A 25,599-nucleotide genomic window follows, 5' to 3' on the forward strand; every position below is an offset into this window, starting at 1 on the left:
TAGCAGAGATAAATGTAGTTGAATTCCCTAGTTTTGAAGGCTCCTTAGCGACAGCTATTACTTATCATAACAGTTGTAATAGGACTTGGTCAAAGCCGTCTGATATAGGAGATTATGTTTTTGCAAAGTTTGGAGCTGCACCTGCACGGCATCCTTTTCCACAAATACTACCACATGCAGTAGTTTCTTGCCCTGTTAACACATTTGTCTCATTTCTCCATTTAATTAACTCCTGTGACTGTTGGTATATTAACTCAAGAGGGGTTTCTAAAACATTCCCAACATAATTATCTTCAGAGGTTTGTGAACCACAAGCTCTTACGAAACCTTTGGAACTGACGCGAACTGTTGTTAAACCTGGTTGACAGCCTAAACAACTCCAATTCTTATAATAGTATTCTGGTGCATATTTTGTTTCTTCAAAGACCTCTTGCACTAACGGAAGCATCAATTCGAGATCTTCTTGATATTTCTTCTTTAGCTGCCAAGCTGAAGAAATGATCGGAATGATTTCTTCTTCTTTAAGCTGTAATTTGTCTTTATTTGTTGCTCCAATCCCATTTTCTATAAAAGTCTGTACCTTCACACCATAGGCGCCCTCTTGAATTGCGAGTTTGAAAACATTTTCAAGTTCATGATAATTAGTGCGCAGAATTACGAAAGCAATTAAAATTTTAAATCCATATTTTTTGGCAATTCTTATGCCATTTAAAGTTTTTTCAAATGAACCTTCGCCTCGAATAAAATCATTATTTTCTTTAGATGAACCGTCAATGCTAATTTGTAGTGATGTTAAACCTGCATTTCTTAAAGAGGCTGCTAATTCTTCAGTAAGTAAGATAGCATTTGTTGAAAGAGCTACAAGCATCCCATTTTTTGTAGCTGTTTCAATTACATCAACAATATGTGGATATAATAATGGTTCACCACCAGCTAAGGATAAATGAAAGACTTTTTTATTTGCTAAATACTCAACAAAAGTAATAGCTTCCTCTTTCGAAAACGAAGCCTTGTCAGACAACTGACTTGCTGTAAAAAAACAATGTTTACAACGTAAATTACAGTTATGAGTTATATCCCAGCCTACCTGAAAAGGCATTTTCAGTACTTTCATGTGTACATTTATTTATGAAGCAGTTGTAAGAAGAAATTGAATTGAAAAATTCTATCGTGTCTATTAAAGCAGTTGTATAATCTAAGGAAAATGCATTAGCTAATGCCTCAGATAAATCTTTCAAGGAATGTTTACCATCGGCAATTTTTAATAATAAATAACCCGTATGATTTAAATCAATCACATCTCCAGTTATTTTATTGAAAAGAACTAAATCATCATCTCTGATAATAATGTTTCTTTCCAATTCTATTACAGAATCAGCAGTTAGCATAGATAATTGTTATAATTGATTACAAACTTATTTTTTACTCACTTCCTGGCCTGTTTATTTGAGTCGGTTGGATAAAGCTCGTTAGTTTTGTTGAAGATTGACAAATAGCCAAAAACGCATGATATCCTGCAGGCTTTTCATAATAGAGTCTATCAAGTTGTTCAATAATTTTTATTGCCTCACTAGTAAGATTAGGACTTTCTTCGTTTTGCATTGGTGAATTAGTTTCCATTGTTTTTTCAGATTTAGTTTGAATTAATTTATCCATAACTATTGGATAATGCAAGGTCGTTCCAATTACTGGTACTATATAAGAGTTAATTATAAAATTCGATTTTTCTTCAATTAGAAGCTACTGCCTATCATTTTCTATATTTTATTAGGGCACTTAAACTTATCTATTACTGCACTATTAGTAAATACTTATTTTTCAGTATTTTTAAATAATATAACAAGCATACAACATCTAGTGGTTAGAGGATGTCCTTCTCTGGATATGAGACATCCATTACCAGCAGGATAAGTGCCAGTTGTGCGTTAGAACCAAAATCAAGTGCTAAATTGTGACTAATTATATTGGTCACCTCCACTTCATCACAAAGAACCATTTAGAAAGACTTGTGTCTAGATTAACAGATCTTATAGCAAACGTGAAATCCAAAGACCCACATCTTGGCTCCGACTTAGAGCGGCATAGTCCTGAAGCCGTGGAGTTGCCACAGCGCCAAGTGCGCAGGAAAGATAAGAGCACAAAAGAGCTGCGCCTGTCTCCTTACTGTTTTCCTCAATACTAACTGGTTTTCGGAAAGAGAAAAGCAATACCACGCCAGCAAAAGCATCTATATGCCGGTGGCCACCAACAGCACCCTAGAGCTAGTCCATTACGCCAATATTGCGCTGAAATCAATTTATAGGACGGGATATACTTATAAAAAAACTGGTGTGTTTGTAACGGATATTGTACCCGATAACCAGGTGCAAATGGCATTGCTCGATACAGTTGACAGAGAAAAGCACCGCAAGCTGATGGTGGCGATAGACGATTTAACAGACAGGTTTGGGCGGGAGCGGGTAAAGGTAGCAACACAGGGAGTGGATAATCAGTGGCTGCTTCGGTCAGATATGGTCAGCAAGTGTTACACTACCAGGTTGAGCGATATTCAGACGGTTCATGTGCTGTAGCACAGATATATTATTAATGGCGAGTTCAGCGGCATATAAGTTGGTTTATGAGAAAGCCAATAACATCTAAAATACCCGTACCAACCGGGGTTTGCGCCGGACTGCTGGGAAAGAGAAAAGTTTTTATTAAATAGGCAAAGGGAAGAAAACGAGGTCAGCAACTACCCTTAGTAAAAGATCGAACCGCAGAATAGGCCTTTCACAACTCCGTCCAAAGGGAAGATATTTGGAACTACTCCGTATATCCGTTACTTGGGCACAATTACAAGGAAGAGAACCATATTTTTTTAAAAATAGTTCATAAAGGTTCAATTCACAGTCATTTACATCAAATTCACATTCTCCCTGAAATGCACCAGCTTAGCAGTTAGTTTTGCTTAAAAAATAAAATTTATGAAAAAACAAATCTTATTTTTCATTTTGCTTTTGGTCTATTCTCTGGTAAATGGCCAAGGAACTGAAATTATTTATGATACAGTTTCAGTTCCCGAACCTACCCTTATTGATGATAGCCCGGTGGGTTTAGGAGTTTTAATTGGAGATAACCAGAATTATTTAAAAGGAAGACATCCTGAAATCCTAATATCTAAACCTACAGTTGTTAAAACTGAAATAAAACCTAATGGCTTATTCCATATAATAGCTTATGTAAACAATGATTATATAAACATCATTGCTACCCGTATTAATAGCAATAACTTCAAAAGTTTTCAGGCTTATGAGCAAGTTTATTTTACAGAGGAAATACCCGCTTTTAATGAAAATTTTGCCCGAGAAATTCCATTTATAGTCGCAGAAAATGGTAATCCTACCTTCCTTCGAGTCAATAATATTAATAACGACAAGGTTGATGGGCGTAATTATCTCTATTTTGTAAAAGATATAAAAACGGGCGAAATTGTATCAACTCTGGCTCTGGAATTTATTTTCCCAAAGCCAGAGCCTATGTTTCTGTCGTTTGAAGAATATATTATAGACACATATGAAACTAAACAAGGAGAAAGCCCTTCTATAAATGCTGGCTTCATTGCCGATTTAAATAGACAGGTGAAGGCCTATAATCTGGTGACCACTACCTTTAATGCGCGAACGAATCTACCAAACCAATTAATCTTGCCTTCTGACCAAAACTCTCTACTTATTCAGTTTAAGGCACTAAAATTCGGTGCTATAAACTATTTAGAATATAGAATGAATGGAGATAGTACCTATAAAACCTCTGTGAAAAATTATCATCCTTTTATAATTTTAAAGGATCTAAAAGCAGGTAAACATAAACTTCAGGTACGCTACCCCAATCAGCATAATGCAATATTAGAATATGAGTTTGAAGTTAAACCCAGTTTTATGCAGACTACAGGTTTTAAAATAGCAATATCCTGCCTTGCTACTGCATTATTGTTTGGGAGTATCTTCACCCTGAAAATCCACCGGCAAAAGCAGAAACTGAAAGAGGAGAATACAAAAAGAACTCAGTTGCAAACGCAAATGTTCTCGCTCCGGTCACAATTAAATCCGCATTTTGTTTTTAATGCCCTTAACTCTATTCAGGGACTAGTAAACAAAGATGACCAGGAAGGCGCTAATATTTATATTTCTAAATTTGGCTCACTTATGAGAGATATCCTGGAAAAAAATGACAAGGCCACCCATCCCCTTTCCCAGGAAATAAAACAATTAGAATCTTACTTACAATTGGAACAGCTTCGATTTAGATTTAAATACCAAATCTTTATTGAGGAAACGATAAACCCAACAGAGCAGGATTTTCCGGTAATGCTCCTCCAGCCATTTGCCGAAAACGCCATCAAGCATGGAATTTCGGGAAAGAAGGAAGAAGGCAATATTTCAATTCGGTTTGAACGAAGTAATAATAATCTGCTGGTAATAATTCAGGATAATGGGAAAGGATTTGATATAAATGAGCCGATTACTGGTTATGGAATCAATCTTATTAAGGAAAGAATAGCGGTAGTAAATCAGCTTTATCAAGAACAGCCCATTATGTGTGATTATAAATCTTCGCCTGCCGATGGAACTACTGTTACGCTTTTATTTACCAATTGGCTTTAACCACAAAAGATATGCACAAGAGAACAACCCACTATCTATTCTTAAAAAAACAGGTTAACTTACCACAATAAAACTTCCTGCTGAAATAAATTTAGGCTAATGGGTTTAACTGCTATAATTATAGATGATGAACAAAATAACATTGATAATTTATTTGAGCTCCTGGGAAAGTATTGCCCGGAAATTGACGTACTAGCAATTGCTTCCAGTGCGGATGTGGGAATTGAATTAATCAGGCAAACTGCACCCGAGTTAGTTTTTTTAGATATTCAGATGCCGGGCAAATCTGGATTTGACGTTTTAAAAGCAATAGATAACTACAATTTTGAAGTTATCTTTGTAACGGCTTACGACCAGTATGGCATTAAGGCTATAAAGTTTGCGGCCATTGATTACATACTGAAACCAGTTGATGTAGAAGAGCTGCAAACCGCCGTTAAAAAAGCTATTATTAAAAGGCAGGAAAAAAGGCAAAACCACCAGCTTGAAAACCTGTTGCAGTTATTGCAGCAACGCCCCACCGATACTCCACGCATTGCCTTGCCCTTAGCAAAAGAAACCAGATTTGTTAAAGTTGATGAAATTATCCGATGTGAATCGTCTAATAACTACACCACCTTTTATTTTATAGGGGGAGAAAAGGTAATAGTATCAAAACCAATTTATGAATACGAAGAAATTTTAGATAATTATCATTTCATAAGGTGCCACCAATCCCATCTGGTTAATAAAAAGTTTATCAAAAGCTGGATTAAAGATGATGGAGACTTTTTATTGCTGGAGGACAAGGTTCATGTTCCTGTTTCACGGCAGAAAAGGGAATTTGTAAAAAGTTTATTGTTAAAATAGAATTAAAAATAATTCTGGCACACCACACCAATACAATAGGGCAGCGTTGTCGCCTTTAGGCCTATAAGTTTGCTTATGTAAAGTAGCGGGGCACTTTCTTCTGGGTTTTATCTAATGAGTGGCAAGGAGCCACTGAGAATTGAAAGGTTAATTGATCCTGGATGTCGCCTGGTGGCAGTGTGCGGATGTAAGTATGCTATGCTCCCAGAAGAGTATCCACATCTCGCCTCTGATGCAGCACACGTCGCACCACGATATGATTAGCAGTGACAACATCATAGAAAATAAGATAAGTGCTTGCCGGAAAGCTCCGCAGCTCTTCCCTTAGCTCGTTCCTGGTCCGGCCAATCAGTGGGCTCTGTGCCAGGTGCTGGCAAGTATCGCTTATCTCATCAATGATGTGGTCCGCCACTTGTTCACTGGCGTTTTCTGCAAGGTAAAGCCAAATCTCCGTAAGATCTTCTTCTGCTGCAGGGCTTAACTGATAAATAGCCATTCCTTACGCGGACTTCTTAAAGCGCCGTGCCAAAAGCGCCCGTCCCTTCTGTTTGATGGCGGCTGTGTCAAAGGGCTTGGGTTCGCCTACATATCCCTTGTCGATTTCCACCCGTAGCTCCTCCAAACGGTTTTTCATCAGCTTTTCCTGCAGCTCCAGCGCACGTAGGCCTGCTCTTACCACTTCACTGGCGTTGTTAAACGTGCCGGAATTGATTTTACCGGCGATATACTCCTCAAAATGTTTTGTCAGGTGAATGTTCATAGTCCTAAATTCAATAGTTCTAAGGTAAAAAAATTAAGCGGATATGTCAATCTTTGACAGTCCGAATATAATATGTTAAAAGTAACAATGCTTTGGCGAACTTGTTTATAGAAAGCTTATAACGCATAAGAGGCTCCTTCTTTACTTATCATATTAGGTGTTATCGGCTGACCAGTGACTAACATGTTGCATCAGTCCGGCTGCTATACCAATTATCTTCCGAGCCTGTTAACTTTTGAAGGCCGCATATGCTGAGTTAGAGAGCAAGGGCCGTGAGGGAGGGGCAGGCAAGCGGCCCTCCGCCATCAGCGCGGCTAAACCTCAGATGCTGTTTCCGATATGCGGAGAAAGTCTGAGCGTATCGTTTTGGTTGATAGTCCCATTCCCCTCAAGGCATTGCTTTACAATGATTTCTTTCCCGAAACCAGGCTTCGAGCTTGCCTCCGGAAGGGGTAAAAAAGGACACTTTGATTACAATGGCCCTAATATATAGTATATTGGTTAGTCAAGTTGCATTTATATGAGTAGCTTGTTGGCAAAACGTAACGGTTACCTGTAAGTGGCTGCCGATAATTTGTTCCCATGAAAAAGTTGATTGCACTGTTGCCCTTAATCCTTCTTTTCAATGTGTGTCTTGCCCAGACTTCAGAGGATTTCATTGCCATGGAATACCGCGGAATGTCTAACCTCATATATAAGATTCATGTCACCCCCGACAGAATCGTGGGTTTACGGGTCAACGGCTATATATCCGTTAAAAACAGCTACGGAATCGGATACACAGTGCCTGACAATGAATTGAACAATCCTGGCGCCTATGTGAATAAAAACCTCGAGTCGGCTTACAGCGGGATTGACATTGATTCAGCAGCCATTCTGCGGCTTGACGAAGAAAACTTTATCATTGAGAAATCAGCAATCAAGGAGTTGTACCACAGCAAGAAGAAAAAATTTGGCATGGGTAGCTATCCGTATAGTGGACGGATAATCATCAAGTGCAACAAGACCAAAGGAAACGCTAGAGGTAATAGAGACCTGATATTGGTTGGCGAACAAGACTGGCAAAGCATCCTTGAATTGATGAGGTGAACGGACTGTCGCTAACGCGCGGGTACAATATGGAGCGATAGTAAAGAAAATCCTCATTTTTCTTACTCATACCTTAAATATAAACCGATATTTAAGCGTTAATAACTGCATTTACATAGATTATTTATAAATGCAGTTAATAGCCAGTCAGCCCCTTACTACAGTTTTCTTTTAAGATTCCAAAGTTCTTTTATTCCCATCAAGAGCTTTGGAAACTTAAAAGTTTAAACCAAAATAGGTTTTATCCAGTATTTCTCCAAAAGCTATAACGTAATTAAATGAAGATACTATCATTCATTATAATTTTGTTGGTTTCTCTACCTGCACTTTGTCAGGAAGTTAAATGGAATCAACCTATCAACGTTGCGGATGTAGGTCAGTCGGTTGCAATGGATTCTGAAGGTAAAATGTACTTTACTGGTGAGATAAGAGAAAGATGGCAGTATTATTTTGATTCAGTTGCATTACCTATGCTCCCTTACTACACCTATGGTTTTATAGCTAAAACAGACAAGAACTATAATGTAGAGTGGCTAAAGGTAATCGAAAGTACCGGCTTTTCTAGACCCCTGGTTACAACAGACCGCGAAGACAACGTAATTTTGGTAGGATTATACGGGACCGGGTTTAAAATTGACAGCATGGAAGTAATGGGACAAGGTTCTCAATACCGGATGGTGATCATTAAATTTGATAAATCCGGTAAGCTGTTGTGGTACAATACTGTCAAATGCTCGGAATATACCCTCATGGCGATGGATCTAACAACGGACGATGACAACAACGTTTATATTGCCGGCAAATTCAATGGATCCCTCTACTTTTACAATGAAGCAGGCGATGATTTGGTTGGCCAAGGGAGCGGCTTGATTTTTTATGCGAAATATGCTCCTTCTGGAAAGTTTGCTGGAGTTAAAACAGCTCCAGATCCAGGTGTGAACCAGATGAGCTTGGAAGCAATTGAAGTGGACAGTAAAAAGAACGTATACATTACAGGAATGTGGTACGGAGATGGAAATGGCACCTTAGACTCAATACCAAAGTCCACTTACTCTCCAGATATTTTTATCGCAAAGTTTAATAAAGAATTTCAACTCGAATGGCTTAAGCAAATTGGGGCAGCTAACAGTTCTCATGATAGAGGTAATGGATTAGCTCTGGATGAAAAATCTAACAGCCTCTATGTAACAGGTAGCTTTGCTGGGAAAGCGGACTTTGGAGGGCGTGTAGTGGAATCAAACGATAAGAATATATTCTTATCCCGTTACTCTCTGGAAGGAGATCTGAAATGGGTTAAGAACATGGGCTCAAGGAGTGGGGGAGCCAGTTATGTAGAGGGGGGTTATAAGCTAATTGTAGATCACGAAGGCTTTGTTTATTTATCCGGTTCCCTAGGCCAAAATGGGGATTTTGATGGCGTCCAACTCTCTGCCTACGACAATCCTGCTAATGGTAACTTATATTCTGATGGGTTCGTAGCTAAATTTTTAGCTACAGGCAAGCTGCTATGGGTGACTCATGCAGGAAGTCCGGATGTAGCGGACTCCTTTTTTGATATGGTCAAAGACAGAGATAATAACTTGTTTATTGTTGGCATGACTGGAGGGGATGGGAAATTTGGGGAGTACAAAATGCCTGTCGGTGTGGCTGGACGAGGATTCGCGGTAAAGTTAATAGATGTGCCGGAGGAGGTTATGATTGTCCCTCTATCTGAACTTACATTTGGAGCTGATACGAGCCTTTCGCGCACATTTGATGTCGTTTCAAACCTTGATTGGGAGGTGTCCACAACCGCTCCATGGCTTACCCCTGATTTTAATTCCGGGAAGGGCAATGGTTTCATAACTTTAACGGCGGAAGCCAATCCTTCCACGCAACCAAGAAACGCGACCGTAGAAATAGCATCCACCTCAAAAGAGCCCAAGCGGATTCACGTGACACAGCTCGGGCTGGACAAGCCTCTCAGTTCTGACGGCGAACACTCTGAAAGCGGAATCACCATTTACCCTAACCCCACAGAGGGTAAAATAAGCATTAACTTTAGCGATAAAGAAGCAACAGTTTCAATTCTTGACCTAACAGGCAGAAGGTATGTTTATAGATCCATTTCCAAGAGCCAACTACTGGATATAAACTTTTTGGGAAGGGGAGTTTATATCATTACGGTCACAACTTCTAGCTCCCGTTTGGTTAAAAGGCTAGTAAAGCAATAAAGCTAATCTAACGCTGCAACCGCAGCATTAGAAGAGAGGTGATCGGTTTCAGTGTTGCTGTGGATCAACTCCAGAAAATAGCAACTGTACAGGGATTTACCAAGTGTAATCGAATAAAACCACTATATTTATATAGTCTTATAATTTACCTTATGTTAAATATAAATGAGGAGTTTACAATTCCTTAACTTTAATATTGCAAAAGTTTATTTTTTACGGAGGTCTTTCACCTCTATTTTTTCAATATGATTTGCAAATTGATTCATAAGAAACTCTACAAACCTTCCATTGTATACACCATAAGTTCCTGACCTCGGTTGCGAGCCTGATAGGGTTTTAAAGTAGTAAGCTAAATAATTTATATTATTTAATTCAGCTCGTGTTAAATATCCTCCTTCATTCCATTGACCGGAACTAGCAGTATGTATGATGCGATTTTCTTGTACCTCCCAAGTAGGTGAGCTTTCAGATTTAATCTTCTCTTCTATATTCAAAAAAAGCTGAGCAATGGTTAAACCTTTTGGATATATGAAAACAGCCATAATTTATAGTTTACTCAAATTAAAAGTACAATAGCGATACTTAATTAAGTTATTTGTAGAAACAAATTATTTAAGGGTAAGCTATTTAAAATTATTTTATTTTTTTCGCGTTAGCACTAAGATTGACTCCTACTGTTGAATTGCGCTAATAATTGATCATGGCCAGGCGCTTCCCTGCCCTTCCAGATATTTCCATTTATCAACCATTGTTCATAGTGACAAATCCATAACGCGGCCATTGGAATCAAATCTTTACCTACCCATAGCCGCCTGAAGAGTGAAATATCAGGCGGATAGTATAAGCACAAACTATTATCCGGATACATATGAATAGCAACCGAACCTATTATTTTAGGCTTTAATACAAAGACTTTAAACCAGCTTTGCGAAATATATTGAACCTGTAGATGGTACTCAGCCTTATAGTCAGGATCTTTAATGGTAAAATCCACCAAAAGAATTTGGTTTTTTACGTTGATTTTACAACCCGGGAAAAGCTGTTGAACCATAATTTGCTGAACATACTGTTCTAAGGCTGAGTACCTCTCTTTATAAATTGGTCGGATCATAGTGGTTTCGCTCTCTGGGTACTGAAACGCCCGCTGTACTTCTAATAATATTAATGCTACTGCCGATGGTAGCAGCTCCTGATTCCAGCAGTTTTGCTTTGTGATCGAGCCTTTCGCTACGGGCCTCTTCCTCTGACATTACCGGAAATTCCGAACCAAACAAATTACGCCATTCTTTTAGTTGATCACTCAACAGTTCTGCATCAAAGGCTTTCCTGGCCGTAATAGCTGCACCTTTTACATAATCGTAAAAGGCTACAAAGTCTTCTTTGGATATTCGTTTCCAGACATCATGAGAAGTAACACCTCGGTCTGGCAATACTGGGGTAATCTCATGTTCTCTATACCAGGCATATTTAGAAACAATTGCTTCCAACGATTTTACGACCCCTTCTGCTACCGAAGTAATATAATCAGGACAGCAATCTCCTATCATGTGTTCTAAAGGATAGCCCTTTGGGTGTTTAAGGTCAGTTAAATTTACCACCCGCCACCATTTTAAAGCTTTAACTACATTAATGTAATGGCTATTAGTATTCTTGTTTTTATCCCGGGTCCAGCGGATCTGCTCCAGCGGGTTAGTTTCAACCCAGCAACCTGCTTCTTGGTCAGGTATATAAAGTGACGCTGATTTCCATTCGGCTTCAGATCGAAAAGATTCCAACATCAGCGAAGTCCAATATTGTTGTTTTGCTGGTTCCGTCCAGTTTCTGACCAATTTCCAATTGCTACCCATATCTTCCAAAGCTAAGGTAGTAAGCACACTTTCAGACCGCAGCAAGGCTTGTTCTGCCTCTGATGGCGCAGACGTTACCACAATATCCAAGTCTACATAAGAAAGCTCAATTCCTATGGAACGGCCTTGAATTCGGTACTTCCCTTTATAGTGCTTTTCTACAAAGGGTATAAATAAATCAATCGCCTGTTGAGGAGTGGTTTTATTCTGGTCCAAGTTAGTTACTACGATAATATCAACATCCGCCCGCTTTCCATTTTTAGGTTTTATAGCTGTGGCCCGTTTATAACTACCCTGCAGAAAGGTGCTAACGATAATTTTAGACAAATCGGCATCATTAGCAAGCCGGTCACGCAAAGTGGTATGACCGGTTATTAAATCTTCTAATTGACTTTTTGTTAACCTGATATTAGATAAGAATGTGTTAAAGTATGATGTTGTTGACATAGTTTTAATTAGTTTAATTTTGGTGATGAGAATATTTTAACACATTCATTAGATTGCCTATAAACTGCGTGCGGAAGTTGGCGGCGGCAAACCGGTCCAGGCGGGCACTTGCCGGATTTATCATGCCTTTACCGAAATAGAAACAGTAATTGGGATGGGCGTCGATAAAGTCCTGTATCTGGTCCGTTGGCCAGTGGCCACCATCATTATTTATAACGAGAATATCGTCCGGATTGAAAACTGCCTGCTGGAGTTGGTCTAAATTGGTTAAGGCTGTAACCTGGAACCCATTCTTACTAAGCATCCGGTGGTGGTAATCATCACTCCCGTTCCGGTGCGAAAGAAGAATTATTTGATGACGTTGCTTTACTGATTTCTCGAAATCATATTCTTTCAGTAACCCTAAAAAGTCTTCCCGGCGGTCTGTTAAAATTTTAGTTATAATAGCATCCACCTGGCTATTAACCTTACTCGGAATAACCTTGAAATATAAAAAAGCTATGCCTATTATACTGGTAAAGCCCAGACCACCCAAAATCCAGGCCCAGAACTTAAATGGCTCGTACTCTTTCAGGCTAGCTTCTAAATCCTTGTTTTTTTCCTTTAAATCACCCTGCTCTTCTTCTAATTCGGTAATATCATCTTTCAGGCGTTGATTTTCCTGCTCGATACTGTTTATCCGCTCAATAACTTTTGTACTTGTCGCCGATGTGCGCTGAGCAGAAGCTGGTAAGCAAAATGATAGGAATATAAAAAGCAGGCAGGTAATGGCCTTATAAAAGACCTGACAGCCGGCATTTAATCTTATTGGTTTGGAATGGGAATAAGGATTAGTTCTTCCTGCTTCAATAACCAAGTTTTCTACTGGTAATGTTCTTGTCATAGTTTACTGTTTTTTAATATTTTATACTTTTCCCCTTAACCTTCTGCCCATTACTTCCCTCTGTATAATTTAAATTTGTAAATTTGGTAGAGATATGCCGAACCTGTTAGTGGGTATTCATAAGAGTATTAACCGGGTTCGTAGAAAACTCCCCCATGGGGTAAGAAAAATATTTTCCGGTTAATACAGTTATGGAATTAGGTAAGTACTATGAAGCAAACCAGAGAAGATTCAATGTTCTAACAGATAATGATTGGCGTGCCGCCATTAAAAAATGTAAAGAACATCTTAACTGGAAGCTGAAACAAAAAACATTATTCGGAGCCCATTCGCCTGCTAACTTAGGAGCCGACCCGAAGGAGTATTACTTGAGCTTAGCGCTTGAAAAAATATTAGCCGGGAATTGGGAGTGGCAAACACAATTTTCTTTATCCCAACAGCTCATCCGCCTTATAGATAGTCTTATTTCGAAAGAGGTAGAGCGGGTAAAAACCCAAAAATCAGAGAACCTCAAAATTGAGTATCGGGATATTGAGGTTGAGTTTTATGATTTAGGGGACTGCCCTGACCAATCAGACCGGGAAGAAAAGCAGGAGTATGAACGACAAGTTCAAGTAATAGAGGATGCAGTACAGGGTGATCAGCAATTGCAAGATTTTTGGGAAGCTGTTCAGGCCGGTTACAAGCGAAGTGACATGGCTGAACATCTTGGAATCACTCCCAAGCAATTGGATAAAGTGAAAGAAAAATTATTGCGAAGGGTTAGTGCCTTACAACCCTCAAATAAATAACAGATATGGCAGCTACAAACCCAAAAGAATCATTAAAGAACTTATACGGCCTGATGATGGAAATCAATTATCATCAGGCAGAAGAAGAGACTCTAAATGAATTGCAAAATAATACGGATCCTTTTGTTGAGAAACATCTTAGGTTAGTAAAACAACTTTCAACCAAACTGCGGGCCGTAGCAAATAAAAGGAAATATACCGAGGCACTAGATCAAATAAAGTTACTCAAAGAAAAGGGGTTGGAAGAACTTAAAAAGTTACTTTCTTTTCATGATCAGTTAGAACTGCAACCTCTTTTTAGAAAGTTTGAGGGATTAACCCCAGAAGATGAAGCATCCATATTGGAAGATCAAGAGGTTTTAAGATTAATGGAAATACTGAAAAATCGATTAGACGAGAATGCTGGGAATTAATCCTATAAAAGCGGCTAACGACCTACGAAACCACTTGGGCTGCTGGGAACCGGGTGACATCTCGTTAGATGAAATGGTATTTGCGCTGGGAGGGGTTCTGAAAGAAAGCCCCATGGAAGGAGCAGAAGGTCGCATCCTCATGAAAGGAAGTAACGCAATCATTACTATAAACTCCAATATTACATATCCAAGCAAAAGGAATTTTGTCATTGCTCACGAGATCGGTCATTTTATCTTACATAATGAATTAACTCCTTTCTACGCAGATAATGATAAGACCTTATCCGAATGGTATAAGAACGGACCCCAGGAACAACAGGCCAATCAATTTGCTTCGGAATTATTAATGCCATCAGAGTTATTTAAATCCAAGGTAGCGGGTAAGAGACTTAGTTTATCTCTAATTGAACAAACAGCAGCGTACTTTGGAGTATCCCTAACGGCTGCTTTCTTAAAGTATAAGGATTTGGGTGATTTTCCAATTATGGTAATATACCTGGAGAATGGCATCGTTAAGTGGAAACAGTCCTCTTCTGATTTCCCTTTTCAATGGCTACCTATTAATGGAAAGGTGCCCGTCTATACAGTAGCAGGAGATTATTTTAATAATAAGGGTTTAGAGGCGAAGCCGGAAAAGGTGGATGCAATTGAATGGTTTCCTTCAGATTTCAAACTTAAAGATGAGCCAGATTGGCAATTATGGGAACAGTGCTTCCCAGTTTCTACTAATGGATTAGTTTCATGCTTATGGACACAATGAAGTTGATCTATAATTAACATTCCTACTTTATAAGAACCTTGTTTGATTTTTAAGATTTCCTTTGAAATTATTAATTAATTTCAAATTTTAAGTCTCTCCTTTTAGTGAATATAAACCGTAATACCGATTGGTTTTCGATACTAGGTTTTCTAGTGATTTTTATATTAGTTCCTAGCGTTTGCATTTTAGCCGTATTTGCCCTCACAGAGCCCTTTGGTCCTAGAGATTGGATAAAACATAATGCGGGGCAAATAGGTGATACTATTGGTGGAATTACAGGCCCAATCATAAATTTTGTGGCTGGGGTCCTTGTTTATCTTTCCTTCAAAGCCCAAATTAAAGCAAATAAAGAGCAAGCTACACAGTTTAAAAGAGAAACGGACGATAATACCTTTTTTAATATGATTGCTCTCCACAATAAAAAGGTTGATTCTGTTACCTTTCAAATAGCAAGTGGGAAAAAAGTAGAAAGTTTCTCTGCATTTAAGAACTATACGACTGAATACAATAAGCTTCTTAAAGAAGAATTCAGTATGATAGCGCGAAGAGAAATTTCACATAATTGGGCGGATCTTAGTTATCAAGCATATGATATAATCTGGCAACCCTATGCCTTATTATATCATAAGCCTGTGCACTTCACTGGAAGTCAAAGCCAAGTTGATGAACTAAAAGCTTTATATGGATCAAGCGACGATACCTGGGAACTTACTAAAGGTTTGCTAGGTAATCCTATAGATACACCTCCGGAGGTAAATAGTTCTTTGCAAAAAGTCGGTTATTTACTTTTTGAAAAAATGTCATCAACCCAACGGCTTAAAGCAATCCAAGAGGTCCACTCAAAATTCTATCATGATCATGGGCACCACTTGGGGCATTATTTCCGTAACATTCATTATACCCTGGAAATTATTGATGGCTCTGAGCAGCCGCAAAAGTATGCTAAAATTTTCCGGGCTCAGCTCTCCCGTTACGAACTGGCGCTAATGTATTACAATGCCCTTAGTTCCATGTCAAGTAAGGAACACGTGCAGTTCCTGATTATATATGACATATTCAATGGTTTATATCCATCTGACTTAGCCTACTATCCAAGCCAAGAAGTTGTGAAAGAGGACCTACTATGCCGGATAAAATCTCCAGAGCGGCCTTAAAATGGGCTTTGGGTTCTATATCTCCACTGACCAAAATGGAGCCTCTTCCATTCACTAACGCTGAGTACTCTTGTTGCCTCTTTTACTACTATAATGGGCTTTGTTTTACTAGTAATGTGTTCTATCGGGGCAGCAGAGTGCTTCAGACAGCTAATGCATCTATAGCAACACAGCCAAAGCTTTTTACTTTAATGCGTTCAAATAAGGTTCTTGCCTTGCCTGAACGTGCATCTGGCTGACCTGGCGAGTTCCCCAAACAGGAGTGACAGTGATGGCGGTGGCATGAACATTGACCTGGATCTGGTCCATGACATTATCATTCAGTAACCCGAGGTAAACTTTGCCCCTGTTTGGGGCCTTCATCTGCGAGGCTTCGTTGATAACATCTCCTGACTTATATTGGTAGAACTGCTTACCAGCCTTAAACAGCAGCACGTTATCCCAGTCGGCAATGAACCAGTACTTGACGTTGTCCTCCCCCTGGGCCTTGCTGAAGTAGTTGATGCCGTAAAGGGCCAGAGCGGCCATTGGGCCGTAGCCCGGCAGCTTTGCCACGGAGGCCGCCGCCGTGTTGACGAACTTGTCTCTGGCTCCGTCATAGGCTTTCTCCCCAGTCGCTCCCACTCCGATGTAATAGCTCCAGGAGACTGTCCCTTCTGGCAGCGTGAACTCAACTACTGTTTTGTTGGGGTTGCCGTTCATCGCGGAGGTGGACGACACAGGCGCCACCTGATCTGTCATCTTCACGATAGCTGTGTCGGCGTGCATTAGGTACCTTTCTTGCTTTGTGGTGTAGGTGGTGTCCTGCACGGTTCTCCAGTACACGCTGGAGTCAAAGATCCTGGTGTTCTCGCTAGCCGGTATGCGCTGTATCTTAAGCCTACAGACCCTGCCGCCCAATGAAGAGTTAGAAAGACGGAACTTGTAAATACCTGTCTTAGTCACTTTAATCCTCTTGTCCTGCACCTTTTTTACTTTGTAGTCCGAGAACTTTGAGGAGGATGGCAACTCAATTATCTCAAGCTCTTTTAGCTCCTTGCCGTTCGCCTCGCTGAAGTCAAATACAATTTCGTCTCCTTTGGCGAATCCGTAGTAAAAAGCTTCCTCCCCCAGGCCAGCCACTTTCAAAGTGGACTCTGTAACGACAACAGATTCTTGTGCATTAGAATATGAGAACGGTAAAAAAAGTAATAATGTAATTAGTAAAAGTTGCTTCATGTTTAGGATGCAATTTTGATAATTTAAATGCAAAAAGATAGTCTAGCTACCGATGTCCGCTATACTAGGAGGAGAAAAGAAGGCAAAACTCACGATAGAATAACACTATAATCACTGAGGGAAAACATCACAGCTAATATTAACTATCATTGACTGGAAATAACATAAAGATTGACTCCAGCGACCTCTTTAACGAAATTTTCCGTTACACCGAGCAGAGTGAGGATCTCCTGCGATGCTGCGCTTTTTGAAACGCCAGGTTGGACAATATAAACCTCAAATTCCATAGGAATCTCTTTCTTTGCGATTGAAAGCAGTTTCTCAAGATTCTGTACTGTACCTTTCTCTAGCCTAGAACGCGAGTTCCCCCTTCTCTTTTTCTCCTTCCGCCGCAACAGATGGTTGAAGAATTCATTTCCTGCTTTGTGTTTCCAATGTATTGATTTCTGTGCTTGCCCGCACACTTCGTATAGGTTCTTAACTTGGTTGCTAACCACACCGTCTACTGCGTATTTGAGATGGAACAAGTCAACCTTGATTTTTTCGCTATCAAGCTTAATTGCCACAACATCCGCAATTTCTCCAGAGTAATCATCGTCATAGACAATGTCGTAGTCACGGCTTTTAAGCTCTTTGATTACCTTATATTGAATAGAGTTGGTGATGAGGGGCGCCACATGCTGAGATTCCGCACTCAGATCAACACCTGTCCAGTCCCAAGCGATAATCTCTTCTCTTGGGTAGACGTTAATGCTGTGCTTCAGCTCCACATACTCATTCCCGGTTAACGCGGAACCATCGGCAAACCATATGGTTGGGGTAAACTCCTCAAAGAATCTGCAGGCATCAACACTCTTGCTTCCGTACCTTACCATGACAGTATTTCCACTTGGCTGTATAACCCTGAAGTCAGGATAAGGCTCTTCCGAGGCGGTGTCTAGAAAAAGCTGTAGCTCAAAAACTACGGATTTTGTTTCGGATTCAAGGGCAAAAGAGATTACGTCGTTAGCAGGACGGGCATTTAATCCTAACTCAATGGAAGAAAGGTCAAACACAACGCCGTCAATTTCAAACCTGAACCTTGTCTCGCTGCTGAGATACATTTCTACGGCCCAATCTATATACACGGGGTGTACATCCGGAACCTCCACCACCTGTGTCGGTATAAGCGTTTCCCTCAGTATTTGGTTAGGGTCCACATTAGGGTCAGAGAGTTTAGCACCAAGGCTGTCGCACCAACTTTTGAGGCCCTTCAAGTCTCCGTCCAGCTTTGTCCAAATCCTTCCCTTATAAGACGAACCAATATTGACGGGGCTGCCGTTCTCATAGCCTATGCCCATCACAAAAGCTTTCTCTCCCTTTTGTCTCTCTGCGATACTCAACGCCTCCGCCACATCGCTTCCCACCATCATTCTAAACCGGACGTTCTTGCCGAGAAAGTACCTCAAGCCCACATTTTGAAGTCTTATCCGCTTTATGTTGTGAAATGCCCTGAAAACATCAATTCCCCGTATTAGTTCGGCCTCCTCTCCTATAATAGCCTGCGCAAGATCTGTATAAAGGCTAGAGTTATCGGAGCTGTTTATAAAGAGGAGGTTATTCTTTGTCTCCCAGTAAACCACCGTCAATTTCCAGTCGACCAGGTAAATATCTTTATGATTAACCCACTCCACATCAACTTTATTAGCAGTGATGATGATGAGCATGTTCTCGTCACGGTTTATATCGTGGAATTTAAACTCAAGCTCATCGTATCCTGGAATAGCCTTGTAGAACTGCTTAGGAGACCATTCGTTTGTCTTGTTCTTGTAGATGACGGTGCTAAGCTTCGTTCTTATGTTTTGCAGGGGGATTTTTGAGCTTCCAAGCTTTGTGAACCCATCCATGAGTTCTTTGAACTCTACCTCTTCATTGATTCTCCCGAAGCTTGCGTCTGAGAGTAGCTGGTTCCAGTCCGCGTCTCTAGCGTATAGATCTTCCAGCTCAGCCCGCACGGTTAAGTCTGCGATGTTGGCAATAAATGATGCATCTCCCAGTTCTTCATCATGTTTGGTTCTCGTGAATCGACCTGCAAACTGCAGGGTGATCGGCAGGCTCTTCCGAATGTCGTGGAAGGCTGCGACTTTCAGCTCTGGTAAGTCAAACCCTTCTCCAAGCATGTCAACGCAGACTATTATTTTGGCTTCCTTGTTGGTTATCCTGTCATATGTTTCCCTGAAGTTGGGTACGCCCGAATAGATTATGACAGGGTTGAGGTCGGTATAGTCTTTATAAATTTCATATACCTTGTTAGCTCTTTCTCTGGTACTGCACCTAGCCATCAAAAGATGGTTATAGCCGTGGGCTCTATCCTGTCTAAGTCTTTCGACCGCTCTTTCAGCTATCTCTTTGTCAGCTACATCAGGGTCAAACTCCCGAATAGGAAGAAACTCGATGTGCTTAAAGTATCCTTGTCTTTGTGCCTCCCGAAGTGGGAAGTTAAAGATGATTTTACCGTCCAGCCTTTTGCCGTCGTTTCTAAAGGGTGTGGCTGTGAACTGTATGATTCTTTCTGCTGGAAATTTTTCCTTAAAAGTGTTCCATGTGCTCGCCTTGACGTGGTGTGCCTCATCAATGAAGACATTGGAGCAGTTCTCTACCAGGAGCTGTGTTTGCTCTTCTGAAAGACCTGTCAAGATCTGCATGGTCGTCACAATTACGTTACAAGCTTGGGTAAGCTCATTAAGCTCTTCAACAGTTTTAAAGGCTTGGCTCATAACCCCCACGATAGGATAGGCTGCTTCTTCTGCAATGATTTCGAATTGTTTCAGGAGACCAAGCGTAGTGAATTTCGCAGAAATTTGTCTTCGCAAAGAGTCAGAAGGCACTATCACCAAAAGTCTCCTGCACTTGTTTGCAATAAGCGCTGAGAGCATCGTCTCAGTCTTACCGGTTCCAGTCGGCATAACAACCGTGGCTGTATCAAGGGGCATCTTCAGGTGCCCCATAATCATATGCAGTGCCCCGATCTGTGGTTGCCTTAGTCCTGGACTGTCACTCTCCGGATCTTCTTCACGGTAAGAGAAGCGGTTTGTCCATGTCTTTATGATGCTTTCCGGTGTTAAAGTATCCTGTAGTGCTGGATGCTTTAGCCATCCTTTAACCCTGATTTCGCCATTTGCGATGCGCTCCTCAGTTGGCCTGATGTTGGTAAGTAAGACTAAACCTTTATCAGCTGGACAGTCACCTTTATTACAGGTCAGGTAATACTGGTCTTGGCCACATGAAACTGTCATACCGCTCCTTGTGCTAGAAGCTTTAACTACATCTAGTTCTATTCCTGGCTGAATCAGTTGCCGCGCTATATTTTTGGTTCCTACCTTCTGGTAAGCCTTTCGTTCAAGTTTAGGCAGTTTGAGAAGCATAATAAGTAAATCTTGGGTGAATAGTGAATAAGTATCCTAGAAATGGTCAAGTACTTGAAAAGGTGCGTTCACACCCTTTCCCGGAGCAGCCGTTCCAGAATAATACAGAAAACATCTGCTCTGCTTGGCAGCTGCAGGAGCGGACTCTTGCCTGTCTCCTTACCGATCTCCACCCCATCTGAGTAGGGCGTAATATGGAGTATCTTGTCCAGGCGAATGTTGGAATTCTTCTTTGCCCCGGTGAAGATGATGCGCTTGTTGGTGAGGTAGACCGTGCCGGAGTCGATGAGCTTCATCTCATCAGAACTGTAGCTGCGCGGCGTATAGGACCCACTGCGCAGGTAAAAGCCCTTGGCTACCCGGAAGCTGGTGGAGTAGCCACTGTAACTGGTCCGGTGTCTTACGGTCCGTAGCTCGTGCCAGTCTACGCCAGGTATGGAGATAAAGCACCTTTCACTCTTTTGAAGCAGGATGTCGGGCTGTATGGCGGGCAACTCTGTGTTCTCAAGTGCCCAGTAGAGCTTGAGCTGCTGCAACTGGCGCTTTGTCTGCTCGTCCGTCTCTAGCGTGACATTCAGATTGGCGGCAATGGCCTCCAGCTCCCGCTCCTCTTCTGGGGAGAGCCGCTCGTCTGCGATGATGCTGGAGACATAGCTCTGAACAAAAACACTCCTCACCTCCTTCGAAATGCTGTTGACAAGCGCCTCCGGTAGCTTTAGGTCCGCCTCCAGCTTGTTGAGGAACTCCTTTTCCTCCTCCGTCAACCTGCCGTCAGCGATGGCTCTCTCAAAAGAAGACTTGTACACCTTCTGTCCTATTTCAGAATGGAGAAAGTTTACGGTCCGCTCTTCGAGTTGCAGCAACTGTCGAAGGTGTCTTAGGTCTTGCAGCTCCTCCTCACTCAGAACACAGTCCTCAAAACAATGATTGAGGTAGACGGCATAAAACTCCTCCATGTTGAGCCTGAACTGGTGCAGAGCATCTATTTTATAGGTCCGTGTTATCCTATCGATTTCCATGCTGTTAATTTCCCGTACCTGCTTTGAAGCCAGCAGGTTGTTGATCTCGATCACAGCATTTTCCTCCGGATGCTGCCTCAGGATCCGTTGCATAAAGCTTCTCTTCAGCAGAGGTGCCTCATTGAATATTTGTTTGTTCATAGCTAGTATTTTCTGTATTCTTCATAGACAGGGTCGTTCCAGTCGCACACGCCGCCGTGGTGGGAGCAGGCTCCCCTGCCCTTCGCGCTTGAGGTGGAGCCGTCGCAACAACGGGTCACATAGTAGGCCACCCTTCTCTTTAGCGGGTTGATGCGCTCATGCAGTCTTTCGGCCTCCTTGTTGCCTGCTGCCATTGCCGCTTTTAGATCCTGCACGGCCTCTTTTGTCTGACCCATTTTGCTGTAGCAGACGGCGCGGTTGTAAAGCAGTGCGTCATCCGAGGGGCGCTGCTTAAGCAGGGAAGTTAGTTCAGGCAAGGCTGCCTTATACTTGGAGGCCTTCACTAGGGAGAAGGCTCGTAGTGACAGAATGCCGGTTCTAATGTCTTGAAGGGTGTCTTTCTCTGTTTGGTGCAGAGAGAAGGTATCCGCATGCAAGAGCACTGCCAGCGCTTGGTCTGTTTTGTCGGCATTACGAAGCCGAATACTCTCCGTCACGTAGTAAGCCAGGCTGTCCTGGCGCTCTTGTTCCTTCTGCTCAGCCAGCAAGCGCTCTTGCCTTGCTTTCTCCTCTTTCAACTGCAGTTCATGTGCCTGGCGTGCGTCTACCTCTGAGTAGTGGTTAATAAATGGAGTAGAAATCAGGAACAAAGTTCCTCCCAGAATAGCCTTCACTTTCCCTTTCATGCGGAACCTGCCTTTGCGCTCCAGCCACCGTTGGCCCTGAGGAAGCAGTATGAAGCCAAGTGCGCCTAATAGACAGGTGACGATAGGGTGTTGGAGGAAGGCCAATGCCGCTAACAGGAAGAAGAAGGCTCCTATGTAAGAAAGGATCTGCAAAAGAATATTACCCGGCTTAGAGGTGTAGGGGTCACCTTTGAAGTAGGCAGGAAGGACCTTGGCATGGCCTGGAATTAGATTAGGGACGTATCGCATTTGCTCTCACAGCTAAGTTTAAGATCTGGAAAGCAAAATAGCAATATTTTGTATATGTTATATATATCAATTAATATTATATAAATAATTCTCACGCGTTAATTAGCCCTCACCGACAGGGGAACATGTGCCACGATGGTATATGTACTTCGAATCAAGTACCAGTTTTGTTGTTTTTGTCTCATGAGATATGGACCTAAGGCTACTACTGGTTCTTTTGACTTCCACAGCCTGCTGTTAATCCAATGTAACCTCTTACAGGGTGCCTTACACAGTCTACTTAATGTTAAAGCCGCTACACAAAAGGCACCACCGTCATTTGCCCATGTTTTACCTTGTGCCCACCATACGAGTACCTGCGGGCGTACGCTCCCTTTTTCGGTAGCGGGCAATTTCATAACTTACGCTGAAATGTATTTGAGTAAACTACACCATGAGCGATAAGCGGATACTCCAGCTCCTGCAGGAAGGTGAAGGGCTGAGAACGGAGTTCAAGAAAGCCAGCACCAGCCTGCCTAAGAACCTGTTTGAAACCGTCTGCGCTTTTTTGAACCGTGCAGGCGGGAGCATCTTCCTGGGCGTTGACGATGACGGTAGCGTGCTCGGCGTCGACCCAGCAAGCGTGGGAAAGCTCAAGACTGATCTTGCCAACCTGTCGAACAACGCCCAGAAGCTGGAGCCTCCGTTCATCCTTTTTCCGGAGGAGTATGAGCTCGATGGTAAGGCTATCCTGCACATCCAGGTGCCTGAGAGCTCGCAGGTACACAGGACCAACGGCGCCATATTCGACAGAAGCGAGGACGGAGACTACCGCTTGAACAACCACGGCCAAGTTGCTGAACTCTATAACAGGAAGCGGGCACATTTCACAGAGAATACCATTTATCCGTATCTGGGCTTTGATGATTTCAAGCCTGAGCTTTTCCCGAAGGTTAGGAACCTTATCTACAGCCGGGATCCTGGACACCCGTGGCTGGCCATGGATGATGAGCAGTTGTTGAGAACAGCAGGCTTCTACCGTCGGGACTTTGCCACTAACCAAGAGGGCTACACCTTGGCCGCGGCGCTTGTCTTCGGTCGCGACGAGGTAATTCAGCAGGTGCTGCCGCACTATAAGATAGATGCCCTGGTCCGCCGCGAGGACTTGGACCGCTATGACGACAGAGCCTATATTCAGACGAACCTGATTGAGGCCTACGAACAGCTCATGGCTTTCATAGCCAAGCATCTGCCAGACAGGTTTCACATGGAGGGTGATACTCGGGTCAGCCTGAGGACAAAGATTTTCCGTGAGGTCGTGGCCAACCTTATTGTGCACCGTGAGTATACCAATGCATTGCCTGCCACCTTGGTCATCTATAGGGACAGGGTAATCACGGAAAACGCCAACCGGCCGCAGCATCACGGACTGCTTGTCCCGGGGCAGTTCTCCCCTTTCCCTAAGAATCCGACTATCGCTAAGTTTTTTATCCAGCTGGGCAGGGTTGACGAGCTCGGGTCTGGAGTGCGCAACGTGCACCTTTTCCTGCCCCTCTACTCCCCTGGCAGGGTACCGACTTTCGATGACGGTGATGTGTTCAGGATAGAAATCCCTTTAGACCATGCGATGGCTGAAGGCAGTGTACACGGCGTTAGCGAAGGACTGCTAGGCGAGCATAACGTTAAGGTAAGCGAGCGAATAGCCAAGGTTCTGGACTTCGTGCTGGAGCATCCCCAAGCGACTACCGCTGTCATAGCTGAATTTATAGGTGTCTCGGAGAAAACGGCCAAGAGGGATTTAAAGGTGCTGAGGGATAGAAAGCTGATTCACTTCGTGGGACCGCCAAAGTCTGGTCATTATATGCCAACGGAGGAGTTGAGGGAGATTTTAAGGAACAGTCGCAGTTGAGCGTGGAGTGTATAGGGACAGCTATAGCTGTAAATGACCCTGTAAATGACCCTGTAAATGACCCTGTAAATATCTAGTCTGGACACAATCTTGAATTTAATATAAAAGGACTTAGCAGCTGGGAACTGCTTTCATGATTTTGTTGATGCAAACAGAAGCTGTTCATAGGCAGGATCACCAAAGGGTAAAAGCTAGCTGCAAGGCAAGGCCAAATCCCGCAGCTGAGGGAGAGAAGTTAGGTACCAACTGTCCCACCGGACAAGGAAATTAGGAGCCACAAAAAGAAAGGCATTGCCATTGGCAGTGACTTTCTTAGTAATTACGTAGTGTTGTTGAAATCTCGTCTGCACTGGATGTCGAAAATCGCATACAGTGCGTAAATATTTTGTAAGCCCCGATCCCACGGCCTCTGCGTTTGCAGCCTCACATTGCCATATTCACTACAAGTGCTGCATCAGTCTTTAACTAAACCAGTTGCAATTGCCATACCGGAGCTGACGGAAACACTAACTAAGCTTGCCCAAAAGGAATCCGCTGCAGCAGGATCGGAGAACCGCCCAAATCGGCTGCCTCCAAACCAAAACAGCCGAGGAGAACGTTTACAGGAGGAGTTAAACTTTAGCGTATTTAACCATGGCATACTTCACCAGATCTGCTCTACGACTACTCCTGGAAAGCAAGGCAGGAGAACGACAACCCAATTGTAACAGGCTTCCCAGATAATGCCTTGCTAGATCGAAATGAAGGGTATGAGGTGTTGTACCTGATCAACCAGGTCGCTCAAAAGTACAGTTGGAAGCCAGACGGCGGGGTGGCCGGGCACAAGATAGAGAAGATGCTGCGAGCCATGCCGGGCAGTATCAGAAGCAGGAGGAATGTGATGGACTGGCTAGGCAACAACTGGTCACGGTACTAATACCGAGAACCATCCCCCCTATTGCCCTAAAGGTGCTTTTCTCAAAAGTACACATACTTAGATCGCATTCACCCTCAGATGAGCCTAAAGATTTTGAGTTTCCCGAGGTAACGCTCTTGCTACTGTTGGCACCCAAAAAATAGCCGCGAAGAGAAATAGCGCAGTCAATGTAGCATTAAAATAGAAAAGGTAAAGAGACATGCAGAGCGCGCGTGTCTAACAAGATTAG

The 25,599-nt window shown here is 42.3% G+C and carries 25 protein-coding genes and 1 pseudogene; 13 read left to right on the forward strand and 13 right to left on the reverse strand.

Going from position 1 to position 25,599, the window contains the following annotated elements; all coding sequences use genetic code 11:
- Positions 1-112 precede the first annotated feature (112 nt).
- The 3 genes from I2I11_RS20125 to I2I11_RS20135 are packed head-to-tail and all read right to left on the reverse strand — an operon-like array spanning position 113 to position 1,656.
- Positions 113-1,114 (reverse strand): radical SAM/SPASM domain-containing protein, encoded by a 1,002-nt coding sequence (locus I2I11_RS20125; protein ID WP_196269559.1) that lies wholly within the window; start codon positions 1,112-1,114, stop codon positions 113-115.
- Positions 1,065-1,388 carry a PqqD family protein gene (locus I2I11_RS20130; protein WP_196269560.1) on the reverse strand — a complete coding sequence of 108 codons (324 nt, stop codon included), beginning with the start codon at positions 1,386-1,388 and terminating at the stop codon, positions 1,065-1,067. The genes I2I11_RS20125 and I2I11_RS20130 overlap by 50 nt, the downstream gene beginning before the upstream one ends.
- A gap of 34 nt (positions 1,389-1,422) precedes the next feature.
- Positions 1,423-1,656 carry a hypothetical protein gene (locus I2I11_RS20135; RefSeq protein ID WP_196269561.1) on the reverse strand — a complete coding sequence of 78 codons (234 nt, stop codon included), beginning with the start codon at positions 1,654-1,656 and terminating at the stop codon, positions 1,423-1,425.
- 352 nt (positions 1,657-2,008) lie between these two features.
- On the opposite strand from I2I11_RS20135, the gene I2I11_RS20140 reads away from it, so the two are divergent.
- The 5 genes and pseudogenes from I2I11_RS20140 to I2I11_RS20155 all read left to right on the forward strand — a co-directional run bounded on the left by I2I11_RS20140 (position 2,009) and on the right by I2I11_RS20155 (position 5,492).
- Positions 2,009-2,182 (forward strand): hypothetical protein, encoded by a 174-nt coding sequence (locus tag I2I11_RS20140; protein ID WP_230680507.1) that lies wholly within the window; start codon positions 2,009-2,011, stop codon positions 2,180-2,182.
- Positions 2,130-2,318, forward strand: a pseudogene (locus I2I11_RS21615) (DinB/UmuC family translesion DNA polymerase); the annotation flags it as partial. The gene I2I11_RS20140 and the pseudogene I2I11_RS21615, both read left to right, overlap by 53 nt.
- A 12-nt stretch (positions 2,319-2,330) precedes the next feature.
- Positions 2,331-2,570: a DUF4113 domain-containing protein gene (locus tag I2I11_RS21355; RefSeq protein WP_370583027.1), complete on the forward strand. Its 240-nt coding sequence runs from the start codon at positions 2,331-2,333 to the stop codon at positions 2,568-2,570.
- A gap of 393 nt (positions 2,571-2,963) precedes the next feature.
- Positions 2,964-4,643: a sensor histidine kinase gene (locus tag I2I11_RS20150; RefSeq protein ID WP_196269562.1), complete on the forward strand. Its 1,680-nt coding sequence runs from the start codon at positions 2,964-2,966 to the stop codon at positions 4,641-4,643.
- Between the two features lie 99 nt (positions 4,644-4,742).
- Positions 4,743-5,492 (forward strand): LytR/AlgR family response regulator transcription factor, encoded by a 750-nt coding sequence (locus tag I2I11_RS20155; protein WP_196269563.1) that lies wholly within the window; start codon positions 4,743-4,745, stop codon positions 5,490-5,492.
- A 196-nt stretch (positions 5,493-5,688) separates the two neighbouring features.
- Here the strand turns inward: I2I11_RS20155 and I2I11_RS20160 are convergent, their stop codons facing one another.
- Both I2I11_RS20160 and I2I11_RS20165 read right to left on the reverse strand, forming a co-directional pair.
- The gene (locus I2I11_RS20160; protein WP_196269564.1) at positions 5,689-5,988 is read right to left on the reverse strand and encodes a type II toxin-antitoxin system RelE/ParE family toxin; all 300 of its coding nucleotides are present in this window, start codon (positions 5,986-5,988) and stop codon (positions 5,689-5,691) included.
- A 3-nt stretch (positions 5,989-5,991) separates the two neighbouring features.
- On the reverse strand, positions 5,992-6,252 hold the full coding sequence (locus tag I2I11_RS20165) for a type II toxin-antitoxin system ParD family antitoxin (protein ID WP_196269565.1): 261 nt from the start codon (positions 6,250-6,252) through the stop codon (positions 5,992-5,994).
- Between the two features lie 582 nt (positions 6,253-6,834).
- On the opposite strand from I2I11_RS20165, the gene I2I11_RS20170 reads away from it, so the two are divergent.
- The gene (locus I2I11_RS20170; RefSeq protein ID WP_196269566.1) at positions 6,835-7,341 is read left to right on the forward strand and encodes a hypothetical protein; all 507 of its coding nucleotides are present in this window, start codon (positions 6,835-6,837) and stop codon (positions 7,339-7,341) included.
- A gap of 278 nt (positions 7,342-7,619) precedes the next feature.
- Complete coding sequence (locus I2I11_RS20175; protein ID WP_196269567.1) at positions 7,620-9,554, forward strand: SBBP repeat-containing protein; 1,935 nt, start codon at positions 7,620-7,622, stop codon at positions 9,552-9,554.
- A 206-nt stretch (positions 9,555-9,760) separates the two neighbouring features.
- Here the strand turns inward: I2I11_RS20175 and I2I11_RS20180 are convergent, their stop codons facing one another.
- The 4 genes from I2I11_RS20180 to I2I11_RS20195 all read right to left on the reverse strand — a co-directional run bounded on the left by I2I11_RS20180 (position 9,761) and on the right by I2I11_RS20195 (position 12,731).
- The gene (locus I2I11_RS20180; protein ID WP_196269568.1) at positions 9,761-10,096 is read right to left on the reverse strand and encodes a hypothetical protein; all 336 of its coding nucleotides are present in this window, start codon (positions 10,094-10,096) and stop codon (positions 9,761-9,763) included.
- Between the two features lie 116 nt (positions 10,097-10,212).
- On the reverse strand, positions 10,213-10,665 hold the full coding sequence (locus tag I2I11_RS20185) for a type II CBASS E2 protein (RefSeq protein ID WP_196269569.1): 453 nt from the start codon (positions 10,663-10,665) through the stop codon (positions 10,213-10,215).
- Positions 10,646-11,848: an SMODS domain-containing nucleotidyltransferase gene (locus I2I11_RS20190; protein ID WP_196269570.1), complete on the reverse strand. Its 1,203-nt coding sequence runs from the start codon at positions 11,846-11,848 to the stop codon at positions 10,646-10,648. The genes I2I11_RS20185 and I2I11_RS20190 overlap by 20 nt, the downstream gene beginning before the upstream one ends.
- Positions 11,849-11,861: 13 nt before the next feature.
- Positions 11,862-12,731 (reverse strand): NARF domain-containing protein, encoded by an 870-nt coding sequence (locus I2I11_RS20195; RefSeq protein WP_025606876.1) that lies wholly within the window; start codon positions 12,729-12,731, stop codon positions 11,862-11,864.
- Between the two features lie 191 nt (positions 12,732-12,922).
- Here I2I11_RS20195 and I2I11_RS20200 point away from each other — a divergent pair, with 191 nt between their 5' ends.
- From I2I11_RS20200 to I2I11_RS21620, 4 genes are all read left to right on the forward strand, one after another.
- Complete coding sequence (locus tag I2I11_RS20200; protein ID WP_196269571.1) at positions 12,923-13,522, forward strand: hypothetical protein; 600 nt, start codon at positions 12,923-12,925, stop codon at positions 13,520-13,522.
- Positions 13,523-13,527: 5 nt separating this feature from the next.
- Entirely contained in the window at positions 13,528-13,935 is a 408-nt protein-coding gene (locus I2I11_RS20205) for a hypothetical protein (protein ID WP_025606878.1), read from the forward strand.
- The gene (locus tag I2I11_RS20210; protein WP_025606879.1) at positions 13,922-14,695 is read left to right on the forward strand and encodes an ImmA/IrrE family metallo-endopeptidase; all 774 of its coding nucleotides are present in this window, start codon (positions 13,922-13,924) and stop codon (positions 14,693-14,695) included. The genes I2I11_RS20205 and I2I11_RS20210 overlap by 14 nt, the downstream gene beginning before the upstream one ends.
- 104 nt (positions 14,696-14,799) lie before the next feature.
- Positions 14,800-15,849: a putative phage abortive infection protein gene (locus I2I11_RS21620; RefSeq protein ID WP_196269572.1), complete on the forward strand. Its 1,050-nt coding sequence runs from the start codon at positions 14,800-14,802 to the stop codon at positions 15,847-15,849.
- 183 nt (positions 15,850-16,032) lie between these two features.
- Here the strand turns inward: I2I11_RS21620 and I2I11_RS20220 are convergent, their stop codons facing one another.
- From I2I11_RS20220 to I2I11_RS20235, 4 genes are all read right to left on the reverse strand, one after another.
- Positions 16,033-17,067, reverse strand: a complete 1,035-nt coding sequence (locus I2I11_RS20220) for a hypothetical protein (protein WP_196269573.1) — start codon at positions 17,065-17,067, stop codon at positions 16,033-16,035.
- Positions 17,068-17,213: 146 nt separating this feature from the next.
- Positions 17,214-20,471 carry a DEAD/DEAH box helicase gene (locus I2I11_RS20225; protein ID WP_196269574.1) on the reverse strand — a complete coding sequence of 1,086 codons (3,258 nt, stop codon included), beginning with the start codon at positions 20,469-20,471 and terminating at the stop codon, positions 17,214-17,216.
- A gap of 68 nt (positions 20,472-20,539) precedes the next feature.
- Entirely contained in the window at positions 20,540-21,631 is a 1,092-nt protein-coding gene (locus I2I11_RS20230) for a hypothetical protein (RefSeq protein WP_196269575.1), read from the reverse strand.
- A 2-nt stretch (positions 21,632-21,633) separates the two neighbouring features.
- Positions 21,634-22,566, reverse strand: coding sequence for a tetratricopeptide repeat protein (locus I2I11_RS20235; protein WP_196269576.1), 933 nt, complete (start codon positions 22,564-22,566; stop codon positions 21,634-21,636).
- Positions 22,567-22,999: 433 nt separating this feature from the next.
- Between I2I11_RS20235 and I2I11_RS20240 the strand changes: the two genes are divergently transcribed.
- Positions 23,000-24,454, forward strand: coding sequence for an RNA-binding domain-containing protein (locus I2I11_RS20240; RefSeq protein WP_025606890.1), 1,455 nt, complete (start codon positions 23,000-23,002; stop codon positions 24,452-24,454).
- Positions 24,455-25,181: 727 nt separating this feature from the next.
- The gene (locus I2I11_RS20245; RefSeq protein ID WP_025606892.1) at positions 25,182-25,370 is read left to right on the forward strand and encodes a hypothetical protein; all 189 of its coding nucleotides are present in this window, start codon (positions 25,182-25,184) and stop codon (positions 25,368-25,370) included.
- The last annotated feature ends 229 nt before the right edge of the window (positions 25,371-25,599 follow it).

Origin of the sequence: Pontibacter rufus (assembly GCF_015694705.1) — a bacterium.
In the GTDB taxonomy this organism is placed as follows: Bacteria; Bacteroidota; Bacteroidia; order Cytophagales; family Hymenobacteraceae; genus Pontibacter; species Pontibacter rufus.